This is a genomic window from Haemophilus sp. SZY H53, assembly GCF_054332375.1.
The window spans coordinates 1-15,089 of the sequence record NZ_JBTGNV010000013.1; the positions used below are offsets into that span (position 1 = coordinate 1).

Consider the following 15,089-nt stretch of genomic DNA (forward strand, 5'->3'; position numbering starts at 1 on the left):
AGCGTCACCGTACACCTGAGCGTCACCGGACACCTGAGCGTTACCGGACACCTGAGCGTTACCGTACACCTGAGCGTTACCGTACACCCAAGCGTCACCGTACACCTGAGCGTCACCGGACACCTGAGCGTTACCGGACACCTGAGCGTTACCGTACACCTGAGCGTCACCGGACACCTGAGCGTTACCGTACACCCAAGCGTTACCGGACAATGACTGATCTAAATTTTTTTCTGACTCAACAAACCCACCAAGCTGTCCAGCCATAACAAAACCAAATGCAACAAGCGCTCTAATTCGGTATAGTTTTTTGCCACTCCAGTGTTCTATAAACTCATCGGTTAGCTCATATTTCTTTTGTTGCTCTTTCATTTTTTATCCTTTGTTCATAATTTACCTAAAAGAAAACCGCCTTATTTGGCGGTCTCAATCATTTTTAATATTCGGCTTTTGCTTTCTTTCACGAATAAACTCTTTCCGTCTGTTGTTGATACGAAAGAGTTATCGCCAACTGGCTTAATGTAAAAAATACTATCAGCACAAACCTGTGCCTTTTTAAGCCCCTCGAGAAGGGTAAGTGTTATTTCTTTACCCATAACTCACCCCTAGAACGGAATTCCATCGCTAAATCCATCATCTTGTTCAGCCATTGCACTTAATGGCTCTGGTTTCGATTGTTTAGGCCAATCTTGGCGGCCACCTAACATCTGTAAGTTATCGCCTTGAATTTCTGTTGTGTAACGGTCTTGTCCGTTGTTATCTTGCCATTTACGGGTTTTTAATCGCCCCTCAATGTAAACTTGTGAGCCTTTATGTAGATATTGGCCAGCGATTTCGGCTAATCTTCGGTAGAGTACAATGCGAACGTACTCAACATTTTCTACAACGTTTCCATCTTTCGCTTTGTATCGCTCGTTAAGTGCGATAGAGAAGTTAGCCACTTGCTCACCGTTAGGCATTGTTCTGATTTCAGGGTCTGCGGTTAGGTTGCCGATAAAAAGGCATTTATTCACGCTCATTTTGTTTCCTTATAGTAAATTTCCTAAGAAGTCGTTAAACATCAAGTTATATTCATCAATCAAATCAGGGTTATTTTCTTTCAACCAATTGATTGATTTATCGTAAAGCTGTTCGCTTTCAATTTGTTCTTTTGTCTTGCCAAGAAGTCTCTTTCTTAAATTCTCAACATCATCGTGATAATGCTCACTTGGAGTAGAATTCACATTCTGCTGGGTTGATTTGTTGGAGTTGTTTGGCCGCTCAGACTTGGGGGACGATGGCTGCTCACGCTTTCCCACGCTTGCCGCATCATCATCTTCTTGCGCCATAAATAACATTGCAGTTAAAGCGTAACGCCGTGCATAAGTAATGGCTGCACCAACTTGCTGAGCATCGTTAGCTTGCTTAACTCCAGCCTTAACCAATGGATAACAACTCCGTAAAAACTGCCCACTTTTATGAAATAGCGTTGTCACTAGTGTTGGCTCGTCATTTAGGACAGTAACAAGTTGCGTGATAACTAAATTATGTTCCGCGAGAATTGGGCGACAGGTATCAAGCACTTTGCTTAGTTCTGCGTATTTATAACCATAACCTTGTTTATCTTTGCTTAGATTGCCAAGCTGGCTAATCGCTTGAATAAGTTCAGGCATAAGCTCACTTAAATTTGCACTTTGCAGTTCCATTTCTCTTTCCTTATCTAATTGTCAGAACTTGACTATCAACCAATTTTGCACCAGGAATTTCTTCCCCTGCTTTTAATCGTGCTTTAATTTCGGTTTTATTTGCTGTGATTTTTACATTAACAAGGGTTTCATCGCAGTTGTTGGCGAGAAATAAATCTTCGTCTAATTGCACCGCACTTTGCTTACTTTCACGGTAAGAAATGGTAAACAAGGGACAGTTAATTTTTGCTGTGCCTGTTGCTTCCATATTGTGTTTGAGATAGTTTTTAATCTGCTCAATACCGTTTTGGCGCTGCTTTTTCATTGCCTGTAAGCGTTTAATTTCAGCGTCAATCACTTCAATATCACCCTCTGTATTTTTAATGACATAGACGACATTCTCCGCTTTTTTGTCAAAATCTTGCTGCACCGCATCTAATGCTTTGGCAATATCAGCGTTATCTGCAAATTCAGGATTTTCGAGCAATTCTTTGATGTTTTCGAGTTGTTCGGTGATTTCATAAAGTTTCATAGTAACTCCTTAAAATGGTAGTGGGTTTCGCTGGATATATTCAATTTCAGCTTGTAATTCTTCTGTCGTAATTCGTTCTTGCCATAACCAATCTCGAATGGCATTTAACAATTCCGCCTTACTTTCTAGGCGTTCAGGTGGTGTTTCTTCCATTTTTAACCTCTCCCATAACAATTGGATTGCCAATATTCACAATCAGCATCTTCAGGTTCACGCCAATCTTCTTCGGGTTCGTCTTGCTCATAGTTAGGCTCTTCAAATTGTGCGTAGTAGTCGTGGTCACTATCGCATAGCCAAGGAGATAGCGTTGTGCGTTTCATTGTTTTTCCCCTAAAGTGCGGTTAATTTCTGCTTGTTTTTGTTCTGTATAAGCTAAGGCCTCTTCTTTAGCTGGTTCCGTTAGATTCGGCTGATATTGCCCGTGTTCAGCAATCCATTGCACTCTTGCTTTTTCTCGTTCGAGTGCGGTTGGCTCACTTGCAAAACAATAGGAGATTCCGCCAATTAAAAAAGCGATAAACATCGCACAAGCAATCTTTGCTAAAGGGCGTGTGATTTCTGCGAATACATCAGTAAACTTTTCCATTTTTTTGTTTCCTTTTTAGTCGATTTAGTGAATTTTGGGTGCAAAAATCCGCCACACGATTTTCTAAGGCGAAAAGTGTGGTCGGATTTTGTGGTGTTTTTAGAAGTCGATTTTTACGGACTTAGGATTAAAGCCTCGCAAGTGTTGCAGTACACGCCAGTTTGTCATCTGGTCGATATCAAAATCACTTGTGATGCGGTTTAAGATTTGATTGGTAGAACGTAACACGCTTAAATATTCGTAAGCCTGTCCGTAGATATCTCCGCTCATGCTTGAGCCTAGCGCCTTAAAGGCTTTTTCGATATGTTGGAATGTGCCTACGCCACGCATGAAAGCGAACCACAACCACACAAGCTGTTGAAGTTCGTACTCAGTGAATTCAAAACTGAATTTCTTTTCTGGTTCAGGCAAGGCAAGTTGTTGCGGTTGATTGCGGTGCATTGCTAAAAACGCACGTAATACGATCAAGTGGAATTTTGGACTAATCCACATTGCGTAGGAAAGCACTAATTCTTCGCAAGCCCACGTACCTTGCTTTGAAATATCAGAACCGCCACGAATTGTTTTTAAAGCGAAGATCGTTTTTGTGCTTCGGTCATTTTCAATCTCTTTTATCAGTTCTTTAGTTTGTTCATTACGAGCAAATAAACTTGGACGATGTTTTTCTAATCCGCCACTTGCGATATGAAGGTCATTTAATGAAAAGAGATTTTCGTATGAACGAATTGAAGTTTTGAGAATTGTTAAGTTTGACATTTTATGCTCCGAATGTTTTGTTTGTTATTCGATCACTTTTGTAGGGTGATCGGGCTTCAACAACCGCATTCGGGCGGCGGAACTTATTTCCGTGAGGTATTGTATTAGGTTCTCTCGACCCGATCTTTGATCTATTTTCGTTCCTCAGATGTGAGGATCGGAAATTTAGGCATAAAAAAACCGCTATGCTGTCGGGTGCGGATACCGCCGAATGTTTTGTTGTGCGGTTATCTTATCCGTTGATGGCGGTTTTTGTCAAATTAAATTGTAAAAGTTTTCATTACAAGCTGTTTATAGGCTTCAACAACTTGAGCAAACTTACTTTGCTCATCGTCATCAATATTCACGCCAAAAGAAGGCGTTCCGTCAATGTTAGGAAAAACAAATCTTACGCAATTTTCTGAAATATAGTAAGCCGTGATAACAAGGCGAACCGGTTTTTTAGGGTAGGTTGTTGGGCCATCTTCCAGCGCTAGCGTTAGCCCAAACGTGATATTCGGGTTGTGTAAACAGTCATATTCGGCTTTAAGTTGGTGCGCGTCACTTGGCGCGCCATTGCTGTCAGTTATTTTCACATAAAGTTCTGTCGGGGCAGGGTCATTAAGTTGTTTTTTGTAGGTTCTCTCGAGTAGTCCCAAATCCATTGCCAGCGCTACTCTAAGCTGTCTGATTTGCTCTCTTAATGTTGCTCTGCGTCCAATTAGAATGTCATTGTATTGTTGCTGTTGTTTACATAAGTCTTGGTATGTGAGTGATGCCATTTTGTTCTCCTGTGAATTTTAGGTACAAAAAAAGCCGTTTTTGACGGCTTGGAAGTGCAGTTATCTTAATCCGAAGTGGGGGCGGTGTCAAATGTTCATTCTTTAAAAAAGCCCTCGTTTTACGGAGGGCAAACCTAAGGAACCAATTTTATAGGTTGCATAAGTTTTAAGCCATCATGCTCGGCTAATTGTAAGATGTTAAAATCAAATCCGGGAAAGTGACTATTTCTTCTAACAATTCTTTAATGGTTTTTTCTATTGCAATAGAGCTTGAGTCTTCCTTTACTGGGTATTTTTGGTTTAAATCAACCTGTCCATAAAGGTTATCTCTTAAAATTTCCTCGCGCTCTTTTTCTGAATAAAACGCATGAAGAATTTCCTCAATGGTTCTGCCCGCGTAAATTTCAGTTTCTTCGTAAACCCAAAATGCTTTTTGCATTTCTCTCACGTCCTTAATTGCGTGATCAATGCACTCAATATCCCTGCTGTATCGCAAGGTATCAATGATACCCATAGTATCTACAGAGATTGAGTATTCTCCTGTATCAGCTTCTTTTGCCATGGTTGGTCTGTAATGATTAATGAATTTGATCCTCTTGGCTTGAGTAACCAAGTAATCATATTCGGATTTGGAAATCGTCACATATTCCATTTTTAACCTCGTTTGTTTTATGTTTGCCATTTCAAAGCACACTCAAGAACATTCCCTTCACCGTGCGCACTCATTAGATCGGTCTGTGTAGAATGCGCTTTGAATTGGTGCTGCGGGAGAGATTCGAACTCAACTATCCTCCGGTTATGAGCCGGTCGCTTTTACCTATTAAGCTACCGCGGCAGTTTACCGTCTCTCCGATATGTCACGCCTAAGCCGCGTTTGCTCGTCTTTAAAATTCGCCTAATATTGCGGATTCATTGCCCGCGGCATATTTAAGCTAAACACACTAACCGATTCGGGCTTTCTTCCGTTTTGTTGCAGTGTCGGGTCTATCTGCCGTCCGAGCTTTGACTAACTGCTCACCATTAGGCGATCAATGTGTTTTGGATTTAATTGTTAAAGAGCATTGCCTTTCGGCTTGGTTGTAAAACCTTTATTCAAGCCCTCACCACAAGGGCTTAGTAAAGATTCTTATTGTTTTGTTAGTTGTTCCGCTTTTACTGGGAACCAGTAACTATCGCTGTTTAAGTAAACAAATCTTCCGCCTGAAATATCTTCTTTCTTTTCAAATCCGATAACTTCGAATGGCCCAAATTTGATTCCAAAGTCGTTTTTATAAATAACTCGGTCGCCAACTTTTAAACCGCACTCAATCGGTGCGACTGAGTTAAGCTGTTTTTTAAAATCCTGAAGAGTTATCATTTTGGCTCCTTGTTTTATGTGTATCTCGTTTTGATGGGTTTATTATGTACCTCTAGTTCATAATAGTCAAGAACAAAAAGTACATCATTTTAATAAAATGTACTTATTGTTCATATTTAATTGATTTTCAAGGAAATAAATTTTAAAGAAATGTGTTTAATTGCTTGTTTTTTAAGCTACAACAAAGTAAAGCTTGCGTTTGGAAGTGTATTTTTGTGATTTTTGCGATGCTGATCGCAAATTTTGGTAGCAATAGTTGGTTTAAATTGAAGTTTGTTTATTATGTCCCTGCCGATAAGGAGGGCGAATTATGAAAAAAGAGTTTAAAAAATGGCTAATCTCGCTGAATTGCGAAGGCATCAATAGCCTAGGGATTAATGAGATAGTGTCGCGCGTAGATGATGAATTGAGGATTGTGCGTGCTAATGAGCAGGAGAGGATTGTGCTAGAGGAGTTGATTGCGGAGTTTAAATGTTAATAAAAAACCGCCAGTGAGGCGGTTTCAGGTTATTGTAACTTATATTGGAATGGGTCTATAACTAGTTGATCTCCCATTCTGATATTCGAATGTTCTAATGCATTATCAACAATTTGATTTGCAGCTCTATTCACAAATTTGATGAAGTCATTGATTTCTTTATTAACTAATTTTTGTAACTTATTTTCATCAGTAATATCTTTATTGATTATTTCAAACCCCATAACGAACTCAGTATTTAGTTTTATTTCATCTGTTTCAAGTTCTATTCTAAAAGGGAATACTGCTATGGGGCTATCTTTTTCTAAAACAATTACAGGGGGAGCTATGCCGAAGCCTAGTGACACATTCGTATCTTTCACTCTATACTCTTTAATCTCTCCAGCTGTTAAATCAACGGATAATTTTCTGATAAAGAAATTTCTATAATCTAATGAATCTTTTATTGTCATAGTCATCACCATTAATTTGTTCTAGAAGTTGATTGATATTGAAAATCAATAGTCTGATATTTTTTAGATATATCAATATCAATACTTTTATTATTTTGTTGTATTGTTGTTTCGACTCTCTTCTGCATAAATTCGTAAACAATCGATATTTCTCTCTCTTTAGATAATATCTCATTTTGGATTGCTTGAGATACAAAAGCATTAAGACTCATACCTTGCTTGATAGATTGTATTGCGGCTTTTTTATGTAATTCAGATGGTATTCTTACATTAAATTTGCCATCGTAAGATTTATGCGCATCGATACCATTTTCTTGGCAATATTCAATATAGTCATCGACAGCTAATTTAAATTCCTCTCTTAGCTCGTCTAATGTTGCACCTTCATAGGTAACCAATCCATTGACATGAAGAATCTTCCCAAATAATAAATTATCTTCTAACGAAAATTCTACACTACCAATAAAGTTTTTGTACTCAAGTACTTTTGACATAATCAACTCTTATCTAATCAATATTAAGCTCATCAAGAGCGCTTTTCAGTTGCTCAATAACGTATAATTTTAATTCATTTCCTGGGTGAGGTTTATGTAAGCTTATCGGATAATAGAGGTCTGGGTGAAAAAATTTTACCCGAGAGCCATTCCCTTGTTTTTCAATAAACCCCAAGCTATTTAGTAGAGACCTTAGATCATTCCATGTGAAGTCTTTTGGCGGTGGTTCCTTTCTTAGCTTTTCTAAAAGTTTTTCTGCTTTGCTCATTACTTGCCACTAAGTTTTAGTTACGGAATGTTATCACGAATATTAATATTGTAAACACTCAAGTAGGAATAATTCACAATATTTCTCTTTTCTCCACGGCAACACCAATAATACGGATTTCTTGATTTAGTGAGCTTAACGTCGGAAACATGGGATTAAGTGGCACAAGTTCAAAATGAGCTATCCCATATTCATTGCGTGTGCCAAGCTCTTTGTATTGTTTAAATGTCGCCTCGTTATTGCCATTGATTGCGGCCACAAATTTTCCCGGAGTTGGCGCAATATCAGGGTCGATTAAAACCAGATCGCCCTCATTGAATCGGGGGAGCATTGATTTCCCTTCAATTCGGAGATAAAAGGAATTTTCAGAGGCTATGACTGTGCTTGGGATTATCTCGTAACCGTCAAACCCATCAAGGGATCTAATATCTGTCCATAGCCCTGCTTGGATTGGGCTTAGCAAAGGGTAGGATATTTGCTTTTCGATTTTCTCAATAGAGGCATTCTTATCGCCATAAGTTAGCCATTCTTTTGTTACACCCAAAAAATCAGCTAATACATAAATATTTGCTTGAGTTGGCAATGTCTCCGCATTGAACCATTTACTCACGGCTTTTGGCGTGATTTTCAGTATATCTGCAATGACTTTTCCTCTGCCTTTTTCTGGCAAGTTCTTTCTTTTGCACGCAATGTCTAGCCGTGCAGCAAAGTCCTGTTTAATTTTTTCTTCAGTAATCATTTTTTCACCTTTGAACTAACGGTTCAATTATAAATAAAACTTGAAGTACTTTCAGTTCTGTTTTAAGATGTACTTAAAGTTCATTTAAAGAGATTATATATGGGAAATTTAAAACATATTATTGACTCTTTGGGTGCAGCTAAAGTGGCAGATTTATGTGGGCTTTCTGTTCGAGCTGTTTACAAATGGCGCACATCAAATTCTCTACCAAGAACTGAATATACAGGTGAAACCAGATATTCCGAGATTCTATCTCAAGCCTTGGGCGGTTCTGTCTCTGCGGAAGAAATTCGACACTTTAGCAAACCTATTAAGTCAGGCTCTGCGATTATCGCATGACTGTAATTTACCAACACAAACTGAAAAGAAAACCATAAAAATAAGGCAAAAATTATGGAAATGAAGAAAGTTATTATCGAAATGATTGATCGGATTCCTGGGGGGAGAAGTGCGGTAGCAGGATTCCTAGGTTTTACCGAAAGTGAATTAAAGAATCGCCTTTATCAAATAAAAGGCCAACGATTCAAAAACGAAGAATTGATCGCACTTCAGCTTGAGTATAGATGCACTGATTTTATCGATGAGCTTTGCCGTACCGCTGGTGGTCGTTTTGTACCTGATGTGGCAGAGAATGAATTAGACAAGGTTGAGCTTGCCAATTTACAACTGCACGAGCTTTCGGCTCGAGGCTTGTTATTTGCTGCATTAGAAACAGCGTTAGAAGACGGTGAAATCACCTCGAAAGAAGAAGACAAAATCCGTCAAGCATTGAGTAAGCATTTATCGGCAACTCAGCATTCTGTTGAGTTGGCTATTTCTTTGTATAAGCCGCAATAAAGAAAGCCACGAGGAGATTTCGTGGCTTTAACTAACTCTCTTTAATTGTTATTCACAGAGGTTATCTGCATGGAAAATATTAATCCAAACGAAAAAACAAGTCAAACGCAAAACGGCAAGATTCTCAAGGCTTTGTTGAATGGGGAGCGATTGACTCAGCTTGATGCTTATACCCGATTTAGTTGCACTCGTCTAGGAGCAAGAATTTACGACATAAAAAATATGAACGAGGAATACAAGAACAAGGTTGTTGATAGATGGGTTGTTCTTCCAAGTGGTAAGAGAGTTAAAGAATACCGATTCGAGGCTTGATATGGAAAGACTATTCGACCCCGAATTTGTAGCCAAATTAAGTGATAGAGAAAAATTCATAGCTTATGAAGGCATAAAACAACAATTAATAGAGCAGGGCGTAAGTAAAGAAATATACGACAGTATAACAGAACAAGCGATTGAGGAATTAGAGATATGAACCCATCAACAATGCTTAAAAATACAGGAAGAGCGATTGCTTATCGTCCTAATCTTGCTCGTTTATTTGGTGGTGTTATTGCTGAAATCTTCTTTGAGCAAATTTTCTATTGGCAAGATAAAGCCGATCCTGTTCTTGGTGTTTATAAAACCCAAGAAGAGTTAGAAATTGAAACTGGATTATCGAGAAAAGAGCAAGAAACTGCTCGCAAATTACTGCGTGAAAAAGGCGTGCTAATCGAAACTCATAAACGCCTAGAACATCGTATGTATTACAAAATTGACTGTGACAAATTAGACGAATTATTAGCCACATTAGCGAATGATACAAACGAACATTCCCGAATGCCCGAAAGTGACATTCGGGAGGGTAACAAAGTCGCATTCGTTAATACAAGAGATTACAACACTAGATTACATACAAATACCCCCCTTACCCCCCAAGGGGAGAATTTGCCTGCCGGCAAATCCAAGGCAAAACGCCTTGTTGAAAAAATTGATTATCAGGCGATCGCTGACGCATGGAATCAAGCGAATGAAAATTCAGGCTCGCGCTTGCCGTTTGTTGAAAAGGTCAACGACGGGCGGAAGAGTACGATTAAAAAATTCCTTGGTGAGATCAAAGAACCGACGGTGTCTTGCGCCGAAAATTATTTCAGAGCGTTTTTCAATTCCGCCACTCCTCACCACTTTGGCGAAAACGATCGAGGTTGGCGAGCAAATTTTGATTTTGCTATTCGCCCTGACGTTGTGTTGCGAGTTCGCGAGGGGGCGTTGTGATGACTAACCAAAATTTAAAAATAGTCCCATATAACTTGAGCGCAGAGCAAAGCGTACTCGGAGCCTTGATGTTTGGCAGTCTCACGAAAGACGTATTGGCAGTATTGGATTTTTTAAAGCCTGAAAGTTTTTACCGATTTGAACATCAGCTCATTTACACCGAAATTCAAGCCTTGGCAAAAACCAATCAACCAATCGATCTAATGACCGTTGAGGCTAAATTAAATACAAAAGGCGTGACCGAACAAGTTGGTGGATTCGCTTACTTGGCGGAGTTATCCAACAACACTCCAAGCGTTGCAAACATCAGAGCTTATGCCGAAATCGTGCGGGAAGATGCCATCAAACGATTTACGCTTGGCAAGCTACAAGACTGCGAGGCTTTGATTTTAGGCAAAAGCGATATGAGTGCTGCCGACCGAATTGAATCAATCAGTCGCTTGATGTCGGAAATCTCCGACTACAGCCGCACCGGTAAATCTAAAGGCTTACGCGCTGGGCGTGATGTTGGTTTAGATTGGTTAGATAAATACCAATTACGTCTTGAGCAGCCTGAAAGCGTGCGTGGAATTTTAACCGGCATTAAAGCGCTTGATGAAGTGATCGGACTGAAAGGTTTGGTTAAGCAATCCCTTGTTGCGGTAGGCGCGCGTCCGAAGTGCGGTAAAACGGCGTTTTATTCACTCATGGCGGAGAACTGTTTGCTCAACGAGAAAAAGCCTGTGTTGCTGTTCAGTTTGGAAATGTCAGCCGATCAGATTTTTGAGCGTATGTTGGTTAAGCGCGCAAACATCAACGCAAATGCACTTTACGACACAGGGTTAAATGACGATGAGTTTTATCTCAAATACCACTTACACAAAGACACTGTAATGACGCGTGTAACGCAATCTGTTGGAGAGTTGGTAAATGATGACTTGTTGTATGTTGATGACACTCCGAATGTCTCTATGGCACACATACGCAGCGAATGCCGCCGAATTAAACGTGAGCGAGGAGATATCGGGTTTATTGGCATTGACTACTTAACGCTGATGAAAGCCGAAAAAGCCGAACGGAATGATTTGGCTTACGGGCAGGTAACCAAAGAACTGAAAAATCTTGCTCGTGAAATGGATTGCGTAGTGTTGCTACTGACACAGTTAAATCGTGGCCTCGAAAGTCGATCAGATAAACGCCCAATGCCAAGCGATAGCCGAGATACAGGACAAATTGAACAAGAGTGTGATTACTGGTTGGGGTTGTATAAAGAATCCGTTTACAACGAAAACGCTGATCCAAGTTTAACGGAAATTATCGTGCGATTAAATCGCCATGGTGGAACCGGTAAAGCCTACTGCGATCAGAAATTTGGTGCAATGTTTGAATGCGATCAATTAGACGCAGAAAGACGATCGCAAATCGGCAAAAAAGAAACAAAACAAGAAACAGCAAGATTTTCAAAAGGGAATAAGGGATTTTAAGCATGACAGAGCAACAATTTGACCGCAACGCATGGCAAACGCCGAAGTATTGCAGAAATTATTTAGAGATTCGGTTTGGTTGGTTTGATGTTGACGGAGCGGCAGATAGTAAAAATAAATTATTCCCCAAATGGATCGGAATCGGTCCAGCATGGGGAGACCCTGACAATATCGCTTTAGATTTTCTTGGTGATGATGTGATCGGAAAGATAAACGAATTGGCGGAATGTAACGGATATCCAACGCATATCTATGTAAATCCGCCGTACTCTGATGTAACGCCGTTTTTAGTTCGGGCAAAAGAATTAAGAGATGCCGGACATTTAATCGTGATGTTACTCAATAACGACAAATCTACACAGTGGTATCAAAACCATATTCACAACGTCGCAAATGAGGTAATCGATATTACAGGCGGTCGAATCGCGTTTATTCATCCAGTAACGGGAAAGGAAATCAAGGGAAATAGCAAAGGACAAATGGTCGTAGTGTTTGATCCGGCAATGGATGATTTTATACAACGGTCGGTAAGTTTGGATTTTGTGAAGAAGGTAGGTGGTTATGAGCAATAACAGAAACATTGAGCTAGTTAAGCAATTATTACAGAAAGCGGGCGTGGTCATTCATCCAAAATCAGAAGGGGTTATAGTCTATGCCTACCGAAATGGTAAGCAGTATGAAAGTTTTGTTTGCAGTTGGCTGGGGTCACATTTGACAGTGTCAATCTCGATTGATGGTAAGGCGGATTTAAAGAAAAGTAGCAAGATTACAAAATCAATTTTCGGGAAGAAATTTGCGGTAAGTCATTTGGCGGATTGTCCATTTGATGGCAAACAAGCGAATTATTTTAGCCTCCAGTTTTTACATTAGGGGTAATTATGACCAGTAATTACAAATGCCCTAAATGCGGCGCACCTCTTGAGGATTTAGATATGGAGTATAGCGAATGAGTTTTGAAGAACATAACAATCGAAAGAAAGCCAATCAATTTGCAGAGTACATTACAGGCGAGGCACTTCGCCGTTATTTAGCCGACAAAGTAAAGCATTATTGTGGCGAGAATGTAACCGTTTTTGACGGTGCTGCCGGAAGTGGACAGCTTGAGCAATTTATTCAGCCATTAGAATTTACTGCTGTGGAAATTCAAACAGAATCTTGTCAGGCATTGCAACATAACTACTCGCACGCCAGTGTGATTAATCAAAGTTTTTTTCTCTATCACGGTGGGGAGTTATCGGATTGCGCAGTAATGAACCCACCATTCTCGATGAAATTTAAAGACTTGAGCGAAGCTGAACAATATGCGATTCGATCTGAATTCCCCTGGAAAAAATCAGGTGTGGTTGACGATATTTTTATGCTCAAAGGGTTAAACCACAGCAAGCGTTACGGATTTTTTATTATGTTCCCCGGTATTGCCTACCGGAACACAGAAAAGAAACTGCGTGAGTTAATCGGCAATCAGCTTGTGGAATTAAACCTCATTCAAAACGCCTTTGAAGATACGCCTATTTCAGTGCTTTTTCTGGTGATTGATAAAACCAAAGCGGGTAACACAACATATCGTGAATTATATGACTGCAACACAAAACAAATTATCAATTCGGACGAATGGGTAATTAATCCTGATAAATGGGACACCGTATCGCCACCTGAGCCGCCAAAAGAAAAAGTAGATCCTATGAAATTAGAGTTGATGTCGCAAGCTCAATTAAAAGAGCAAGTGAGAACTCAAATTCAGTTTAGCCGTTTGGTATTTGATTTGGAGCGCTGGCCACGTGAAGAATTTGAAAAATTCTGCGATGAAGTCTGTGTATTGATTCAGGAAGAGAAAAAATCAAATCGCTTTTTATTTGGCTGGGGTGAATGATGTTATGAGCCAATACAAACCTTTCTTTTTACGTAATCAACGCATTAAAAATAATTGCTTGGATTTAATCAAGGAGCTGCCAGCAGACGATAAAAAGCCGTTGGTGGTAAAAATCCAACCAATGACACGCAACCTTGAGCAAAATGCCAAGTTTCACGCCATGTGCCAAGATGTTGCAAATCAGGCTGAATTTATGGGGCGTAAGCTCACAATGGAGCAGTGGAAAGTGTTGTTTATTTCTGGTCACGCAATCGCCACAAATCAAAAAGCAGATGTTGTGCCAGGTCTTGAGGGTGAATTTGTGAATATCCGTGAGAGCTCAGCAAAAATGAGCGTGTCACGAATGGCAAGCCTAATCGAATATGTCACGGCTTACGGCGTGGCTAACGGGGTTAAATTTAACGACAGATGGGGATTTTACGGAAGATGACAAAACCTAGAGCCCTCAAACCCAAAAAATGCAAGTCATGTGGCATGGAGTTTATCCCACAAAACTCCCTCCAAAAAGTCTGCTCACCTAAATGCGCACTTAATTTAACTCGTCAAAACGCACAAAAAGAGCGAGAAAAGGCAGAAAAGAAAAAGCTGAACGAACGTAAAGCCAAATTAAAAAGTCGTTCAGAATGGCTGAAAGAGGCGCAATCGGTATTTAATAAATTCATTCGTTTACGTGATAAAAATGAGCCTTGTATCAGTTGCGGTCGGTATCATCAAGGGCAATACCATGCAGGGCATTATCGGAGTGTAGGAGCGTGCCCTGAATTAAGATTTTGTGAGCTCAACGTACATAAACAATGCGCACCATGTAATGACCATAAGAGCGGAAATATCATTGAATATCGAATCAATCTTATCAATAAAATCGGTGTAGATAAGGTAGTGTGGTTAGAACGGCAAGATCACGAACCTAAGAAATACACCATTGAAGATTGCAAGGCGATTATTAAGTATTACAAGGCAAAAATTAAAGAGTTAGAGGAATAAATGCGTAAATTTAGCGAGTTATCAGAACTAACGATTGAACAAGAAGAATTTGTTGACCGGTATATGTATCAATGGGGTGCTTGGGTGCGCAGCGGTAGGCTTGATAAACCGCAATTAAATATTATTGCAAAACTAATGCAATCAGTCATTCCTGCAGAGCCAAATGAACCAATTTGCGATGACTCAACAGGAATGATGATTAGCGAAGTTATTGAGAGATTTTTCCTTAAAAACGACCGCACTTTACACTATATCGTATTTTCCTATTATGTTAATAAAAGCACTATTAATCATATAGCGGTTAAACTCCGTGAAAACTGCGGAGAGATAAAAATGCAGCCGTGCGCAGGCAAACCAGATATCCGCACTCCAAGCCTTAAAACGATGATACGGAATGTTGAAAAAGAGCTAAAATTAGCGAAGGCAATAATTCACGAACTTCTTATAACTGGGTTCGTTATTTTGCGAACTGGACGACAAAATGCAAGAAGTATCAAAATTACTTATTGACAAACCTTGTCATCTTGTCCTATCATTTAGATGTACGGTGGTCGCAATGTAAGTAGTGAACACCTAAATTGATTTTTACAGCCCTGA

The 15,089-nt window shown here is 39.8% G+C and carries 28 protein-coding genes and 1 pseudogene; 13 read left to right on the top strand and 16 right to left on the bottom strand.

Annotated elements, in window-relative coordinates:
- From ACXVWB_RS10255 to ACXVWB_RS10310, 12 genes and pseudogenes are all read right to left on the bottom strand, one after another.
- A pseudogene (locus ACXVWB_RS10255) lies at positions 1-372 on the bottom strand (polymer-forming cytoskeletal protein); the annotation flags it as partial.
- 41 nt (positions 373-413) lie between these two features.
- A complete protein-coding gene (locus tag ACXVWB_RS10260; protein ID WP_049364058.1) occupies positions 414-596 on the bottom strand; it encodes a hypothetical protein in 183 nt (60 codons plus the stop codon).
- 9 nt (positions 597-605) lie between these two features.
- A complete protein-coding gene (ssb, locus tag ACXVWB_RS10265; RefSeq protein WP_458485353.1) occupies positions 606-1,019 on the bottom strand; it encodes a single-stranded DNA-binding protein in 414 nt (137 codons plus the stop codon).
- A gap of 9 nt (positions 1,020-1,028) precedes the next feature.
- On the bottom strand, positions 1,029-1,685 hold the full coding sequence (locus tag ACXVWB_RS10270; protein ID WP_049364060.1) for an ERF family protein: 657 nt from the start codon (positions 1,683-1,685) through the stop codon (positions 1,029-1,031).
- Between the two features lie 10 nt (positions 1,686-1,695).
- A complete protein-coding gene (locus ACXVWB_RS10275; protein WP_038440657.1) occupies positions 1,696-2,196 on the bottom strand; it encodes a siphovirus Gp157 family protein in 501 nt (166 codons plus the stop codon).
- Positions 2,197-2,205: 9 nt separating this feature from the next.
- Positions 2,206-2,349, bottom strand: coding sequence for a hypothetical protein (locus tag ACXVWB_RS10280; RefSeq protein ID WP_458485354.1), 144 nt, complete (start codon positions 2,347-2,349; stop codon positions 2,206-2,208).
- 2 nt (positions 2,350-2,351) lie between these two features.
- Entirely contained in the window at positions 2,352-2,516 is a 165-nt protein-coding gene (locus ACXVWB_RS10285; RefSeq protein WP_458485355.1) for a hypothetical protein, read from the bottom strand.
- Positions 2,513-2,782: a hypothetical protein gene (locus tag ACXVWB_RS10290; protein ID WP_458485356.1), complete on the bottom strand. Its 270-nt coding sequence runs from the start codon at positions 2,780-2,782 to the stop codon at positions 2,513-2,515. The genes ACXVWB_RS10285 and ACXVWB_RS10290 overlap by 4 nt, the downstream gene beginning before the upstream one ends.
- 99 nt (positions 2,783-2,881) lie before the next feature.
- Complete coding sequence (locus tag ACXVWB_RS10295; protein ID WP_458485357.1) at positions 2,882-3,538, bottom strand: P22AR C-terminal domain-containing protein; 657 nt, start codon at positions 3,536-3,538, stop codon at positions 2,882-2,884.
- A 260-nt stretch (positions 3,539-3,798) separates the two neighbouring features.
- Complete coding sequence (locus ACXVWB_RS10300; RefSeq protein WP_297570268.1) at positions 3,799-4,299, bottom strand: hypothetical protein; 501 nt, start codon at positions 4,297-4,299, stop codon at positions 3,799-3,801.
- Positions 4,300-4,483: 184 nt separating this feature from the next.
- A complete protein-coding gene (locus ACXVWB_RS10305) occupies positions 4,484-4,951 on the bottom strand; it encodes a hypothetical protein (protein ID WP_458485358.1) in 468 nt (155 codons plus the stop codon).
- Between the two features lie 474 nt (positions 4,952-5,425).
- Positions 5,426-5,656, bottom strand: coding sequence for a hypothetical protein (locus tag ACXVWB_RS10310; RefSeq protein ID WP_458485359.1), 231 nt, complete (start codon positions 5,654-5,656; stop codon positions 5,426-5,428).
- 310 nt (positions 5,657-5,966) lie between these two features.
- Between ACXVWB_RS10310 and ACXVWB_RS10315 the strand changes: the two genes are divergently transcribed.
- On the top strand, positions 5,967-6,134 hold the full coding sequence (locus ACXVWB_RS10315) for a hypothetical protein (RefSeq protein WP_181153809.1): 168 nt from the start codon (positions 5,967-5,969) through the stop codon (positions 6,132-6,134).
- Between the two features lie 29 nt (positions 6,135-6,163).
- On the opposite strand, the gene ACXVWB_RS10320 is transcribed toward ACXVWB_RS10315, so the two are convergent.
- From ACXVWB_RS10320 to ACXVWB_RS10335, 4 genes are all read right to left on the bottom strand, one after another.
- Positions 6,164-6,586, bottom strand: a complete 423-nt coding sequence (locus ACXVWB_RS10320) for a hypothetical protein (protein ID WP_111696815.1) — start codon at positions 6,584-6,586, stop codon at positions 6,164-6,166.
- 11 nt (positions 6,587-6,597) lie between these two features.
- On the bottom strand, positions 6,598-7,080 hold the full coding sequence (locus tag ACXVWB_RS10325; protein ID WP_111696816.1) for a type II toxin-antitoxin system HicB family antitoxin: 483 nt from the start codon (positions 7,078-7,080) through the stop codon (positions 6,598-6,600).
- A gap of 13 nt (positions 7,081-7,093) precedes the next feature.
- Positions 7,094-7,348 carry a type II toxin-antitoxin system HicA family toxin gene (locus ACXVWB_RS10330; RefSeq protein WP_458485360.1) on the bottom strand — a complete coding sequence of 85 codons (255 nt, stop codon included), beginning with the start codon at positions 7,346-7,348 and terminating at the stop codon, positions 7,094-7,096.
- Positions 7,349-7,421: 73 nt separating this feature from the next.
- Positions 7,422-8,087 carry a S24 family peptidase gene (locus tag ACXVWB_RS10335; RefSeq protein WP_458485361.1) on the bottom strand — a complete coding sequence of 222 codons (666 nt, stop codon included), beginning with the start codon at positions 8,085-8,087 and terminating at the stop codon, positions 7,422-7,424.
- Between the two features lie 99 nt (positions 8,088-8,186).
- On the opposite strand from ACXVWB_RS10335, the gene ACXVWB_RS10340 reads away from it, so the two are divergent.
- The 12 genes from ACXVWB_RS10340 to ACXVWB_RS10395 all read left to right on the top strand — a co-directional run bounded on the left by ACXVWB_RS10340 (position 8,187) and on the right by ACXVWB_RS10395 (position 15,002).
- Positions 8,187-8,426 (top strand): helix-turn-helix domain-containing protein, encoded by a 240-nt coding sequence (locus ACXVWB_RS10340; RefSeq protein WP_005688828.1) that lies wholly within the window; start codon positions 8,187-8,189, stop codon positions 8,424-8,426.
- A gap of 54 nt (positions 8,427-8,480) precedes the next feature.
- Entirely contained in the window at positions 8,481-8,924 is a 444-nt protein-coding gene (locus ACXVWB_RS10345) for a YmfL family putative regulatory protein (protein WP_458485362.1), read from the top strand.
- 69 nt (positions 8,925-8,993) lie between these two features.
- A complete protein-coding gene (locus ACXVWB_RS10350) occupies positions 8,994-9,236 on the top strand; it encodes a helix-turn-helix domain-containing protein (protein WP_458473213.1) in 243 nt (80 codons plus the stop codon).
- A gap of 1 nt (position 9,237) precedes the next feature.
- Complete coding sequence (locus ACXVWB_RS10355; RefSeq protein WP_285268192.1) at positions 9,238-9,396, top strand: hypothetical protein; 159 nt, start codon at positions 9,238-9,240, stop codon at positions 9,394-9,396.
- Positions 9,393-10,175 (top strand): DNA replication protein, encoded by a 783-nt coding sequence (locus tag ACXVWB_RS10360; protein ID WP_458485363.1) that lies wholly within the window; start codon positions 9,393-9,395, stop codon positions 10,173-10,175. The genes ACXVWB_RS10355 and ACXVWB_RS10360 overlap by 4 nt, the downstream gene beginning before the upstream one ends.
- Positions 10,175-11,638: a replicative DNA helicase gene (locus tag ACXVWB_RS10365; RefSeq protein ID WP_458485364.1), complete on the top strand. Its 1,464-nt coding sequence runs from the start codon at positions 10,175-10,177 to the stop codon at positions 11,636-11,638. The genes ACXVWB_RS10360 and ACXVWB_RS10365 overlap by 1 nt, the downstream gene beginning before the upstream one ends.
- A 2-nt stretch (positions 11,639-11,640) precedes the next feature.
- Complete coding sequence (locus ACXVWB_RS10370; protein ID WP_458485365.1) at positions 11,641-12,210, top strand: DNA N-6-adenine-methyltransferase; 570 nt, start codon at positions 11,641-11,643, stop codon at positions 12,208-12,210.
- Positions 12,200-12,508, top strand: a complete 309-nt coding sequence (locus tag ACXVWB_RS10375) for a hypothetical protein (RefSeq protein ID WP_289901896.1) — start codon at positions 12,200-12,202, stop codon at positions 12,506-12,508. Before ACXVWB_RS10370 ends, ACXVWB_RS10375 begins: the two co-directional genes overlap by 11 nt.
- A gap of 76 nt (positions 12,509-12,584) precedes the next feature.
- Positions 12,585-13,508, top strand: a complete 924-nt coding sequence (locus ACXVWB_RS10380; protein ID WP_289901895.1) for an N-6 DNA methylase — start codon at positions 12,585-12,587, stop codon at positions 13,506-13,508.
- 4 nt (positions 13,509-13,512) lie between these two features.
- Positions 13,513-13,938, top strand: coding sequence for a recombination protein NinB (locus ACXVWB_RS10385; RefSeq protein ID WP_289901894.1), 426 nt, complete (start codon positions 13,513-13,515; stop codon positions 13,936-13,938).
- Complete coding sequence (locus ACXVWB_RS10390) at positions 13,935-14,492, top strand: recombination protein NinG (protein ID WP_289901893.1); 558 nt, start codon at positions 13,935-13,937, stop codon at positions 14,490-14,492. The genes ACXVWB_RS10385 and ACXVWB_RS10390 overlap by 4 nt, the downstream gene beginning before the upstream one ends.
- The gene (locus ACXVWB_RS10395; RefSeq protein ID WP_289901892.1) at positions 14,493-15,002 is read left to right on the top strand and encodes an antiterminator Q family protein; all 510 of its coding nucleotides are present in this window, start codon (positions 14,493-14,495) and stop codon (positions 15,000-15,002) included.
- The last annotated feature ends 87 nt before the right edge of the window (positions 15,003-15,089 follow it).

What these genes read in the sequence shown, in the direction of transcription:
- ACXVWB_RS10260 (WP_049364058.1), bottom strand. Translation starts at nt 596, where the DNA reads ATGGGTAAAGAAATAACACTTACCCTTCTCGAGGGGCTTAAAAAGGCA.
- ssb (WP_458485353.1), bottom strand. Translation starts at nt 1,019, where the DNA reads ATGAGCGTGAATAAATGCCTTTTTATCGGCAACCTAACCGCAGACCCT.
- ACXVWB_RS10270 (WP_049364060.1), bottom strand. Translation starts at nt 1,685, where the DNA reads ATGGAACTGCAAAGTGCAAATTTAAGTGAGCTTATGCCTGAACTTATT.
- ACXVWB_RS10275 (WP_038440657.1), bottom strand. Translation starts at nt 2,196, where the DNA reads ATGAAACTTTATGAAATCACCGAACAACTCGAAAACATCAAAGAATTG.
- ACXVWB_RS10280 (WP_458485354.1), bottom strand. Translation starts at nt 2,349, where the DNA reads ATGGAAGAAACACCACCTGAACGCCTAGAAAGTAAGGCGGAATTGTTA.
- ACXVWB_RS10285 (WP_458485355.1), bottom strand. Translation starts at nt 2,516, where the DNA reads ATGAAACGCACAACGCTATCTCCTTGGCTATGCGATAGTGACCACGAC.
- ACXVWB_RS10290 (WP_458485356.1), bottom strand. Translation starts at nt 2,782, where the DNA reads ATGGAAAAGTTTACTGATGTATTCGCAGAAATCACACGCCCTTTAGCA.
- ACXVWB_RS10295 (WP_458485357.1), bottom strand. Translation starts at nt 3,538, where the DNA reads ATGTCAAACTTAACAATTCTCAAAACTTCAATTCGTTCATACGAAAAT.
- ACXVWB_RS10300 (WP_297570268.1), bottom strand. Translation starts at nt 4,299, where the DNA reads ATGGCATCACTCACATACCAAGACTTATGTAAACAACAGCAACAATAC.
- ACXVWB_RS10305 (WP_458485358.1), bottom strand. Translation starts at nt 4,951, where the DNA reads ATGGAATATGTGACGATTTCCAAATCCGAATATGATTACTTGGTTACT.
- ACXVWB_RS10310 (WP_458485359.1), bottom strand. Translation starts at nt 5,656, where the DNA reads ATGATAACTCTTCAGGATTTTAAAAAACAGCTTAACTCAGTCGCACCG.
- ACXVWB_RS10315 (WP_181153809.1), top strand. Translation starts at nt 5,967, where the DNA reads ATGAAAAAAGAGTTTAAAAAATGGCTAATCTCGCTGAATTGCGAAGGC.
- ACXVWB_RS10320 (WP_111696815.1), bottom strand. Translation starts at nt 6,586, where the DNA reads ATGACAATAAAAGATTCATTAGATTATAGAAATTTCTTTATCAGAAAA.
- ACXVWB_RS10325 (WP_111696816.1), bottom strand. Translation starts at nt 7,080, where the DNA reads ATGTCAAAAGTACTTGAGTACAAAAACTTTATTGGTAGTGTAGAATTT.
- ACXVWB_RS10330 (WP_458485360.1), bottom strand. Translation starts at nt 7,348, where the DNA reads ATGAGCAAAGCAGAAAAACTTTTAGAAAAGCTAAGAAAGGAACCACCG.
- ACXVWB_RS10335 (WP_458485361.1), bottom strand. Translation starts at nt 8,087, where the DNA reads ATGATTACTGAAGAAAAAATTAAACAGGACTTTGCTGCACGGCTAGAC.
- ACXVWB_RS10340 (WP_005688828.1), top strand. Translation starts at nt 8,187, where the DNA reads ATGGGAAATTTAAAACATATTATTGACTCTTTGGGTGCAGCTAAAGTG.
- ACXVWB_RS10345 (WP_458485362.1), top strand. Translation starts at nt 8,481, where the DNA reads ATGGAAATGAAGAAAGTTATTATCGAAATGATTGATCGGATTCCTGGG.
- ACXVWB_RS10350 (WP_458473213.1), top strand. Translation starts at nt 8,994, where the DNA reads ATGGAAAATATTAATCCAAACGAAAAAACAAGTCAAACGCAAAACGGC.
- ACXVWB_RS10355 (WP_285268192.1), top strand. Translation starts at nt 9,238, where the DNA reads ATGGAAAGACTATTCGACCCCGAATTTGTAGCCAAATTAAGTGATAGA.
- ACXVWB_RS10360 (WP_458485363.1), top strand. Translation starts at nt 9,393, where the DNA reads ATGAACCCATCAACAATGCTTAAAAATACAGGAAGAGCGATTGCTTAT.
- ACXVWB_RS10365 (WP_458485364.1), top strand. Translation starts at nt 10,175, where the DNA reads ATGACTAACCAAAATTTAAAAATAGTCCCATATAACTTGAGCGCAGAG.
- ACXVWB_RS10370 (WP_458485365.1), top strand. Translation starts at nt 11,641, where the DNA reads ATGACAGAGCAACAATTTGACCGCAACGCATGGCAAACGCCGAAGTAT.
- ACXVWB_RS10375 (WP_289901896.1), top strand. Translation starts at nt 12,200, where the DNA reads ATGAGCAATAACAGAAACATTGAGCTAGTTAAGCAATTATTACAGAAA.
- ACXVWB_RS10380 (WP_289901895.1), top strand. Translation starts at nt 12,585, where the DNA reads ATGAGTTTTGAAGAACATAACAATCGAAAGAAAGCCAATCAATTTGCA.
- ACXVWB_RS10385 (WP_289901894.1), top strand. Translation starts at nt 13,513, where the DNA reads ATGAGCCAATACAAACCTTTCTTTTTACGTAATCAACGCATTAAAAAT.
- ACXVWB_RS10390 (WP_289901893.1), top strand. Translation starts at nt 13,935, where the DNA reads ATGACAAAACCTAGAGCCCTCAAACCCAAAAAATGCAAGTCATGTGGC.
- ACXVWB_RS10395 (WP_289901892.1), top strand. Translation starts at nt 14,493, where the DNA reads ATGCGTAAATTTAGCGAGTTATCAGAACTAACGATTGAACAAGAAGAA.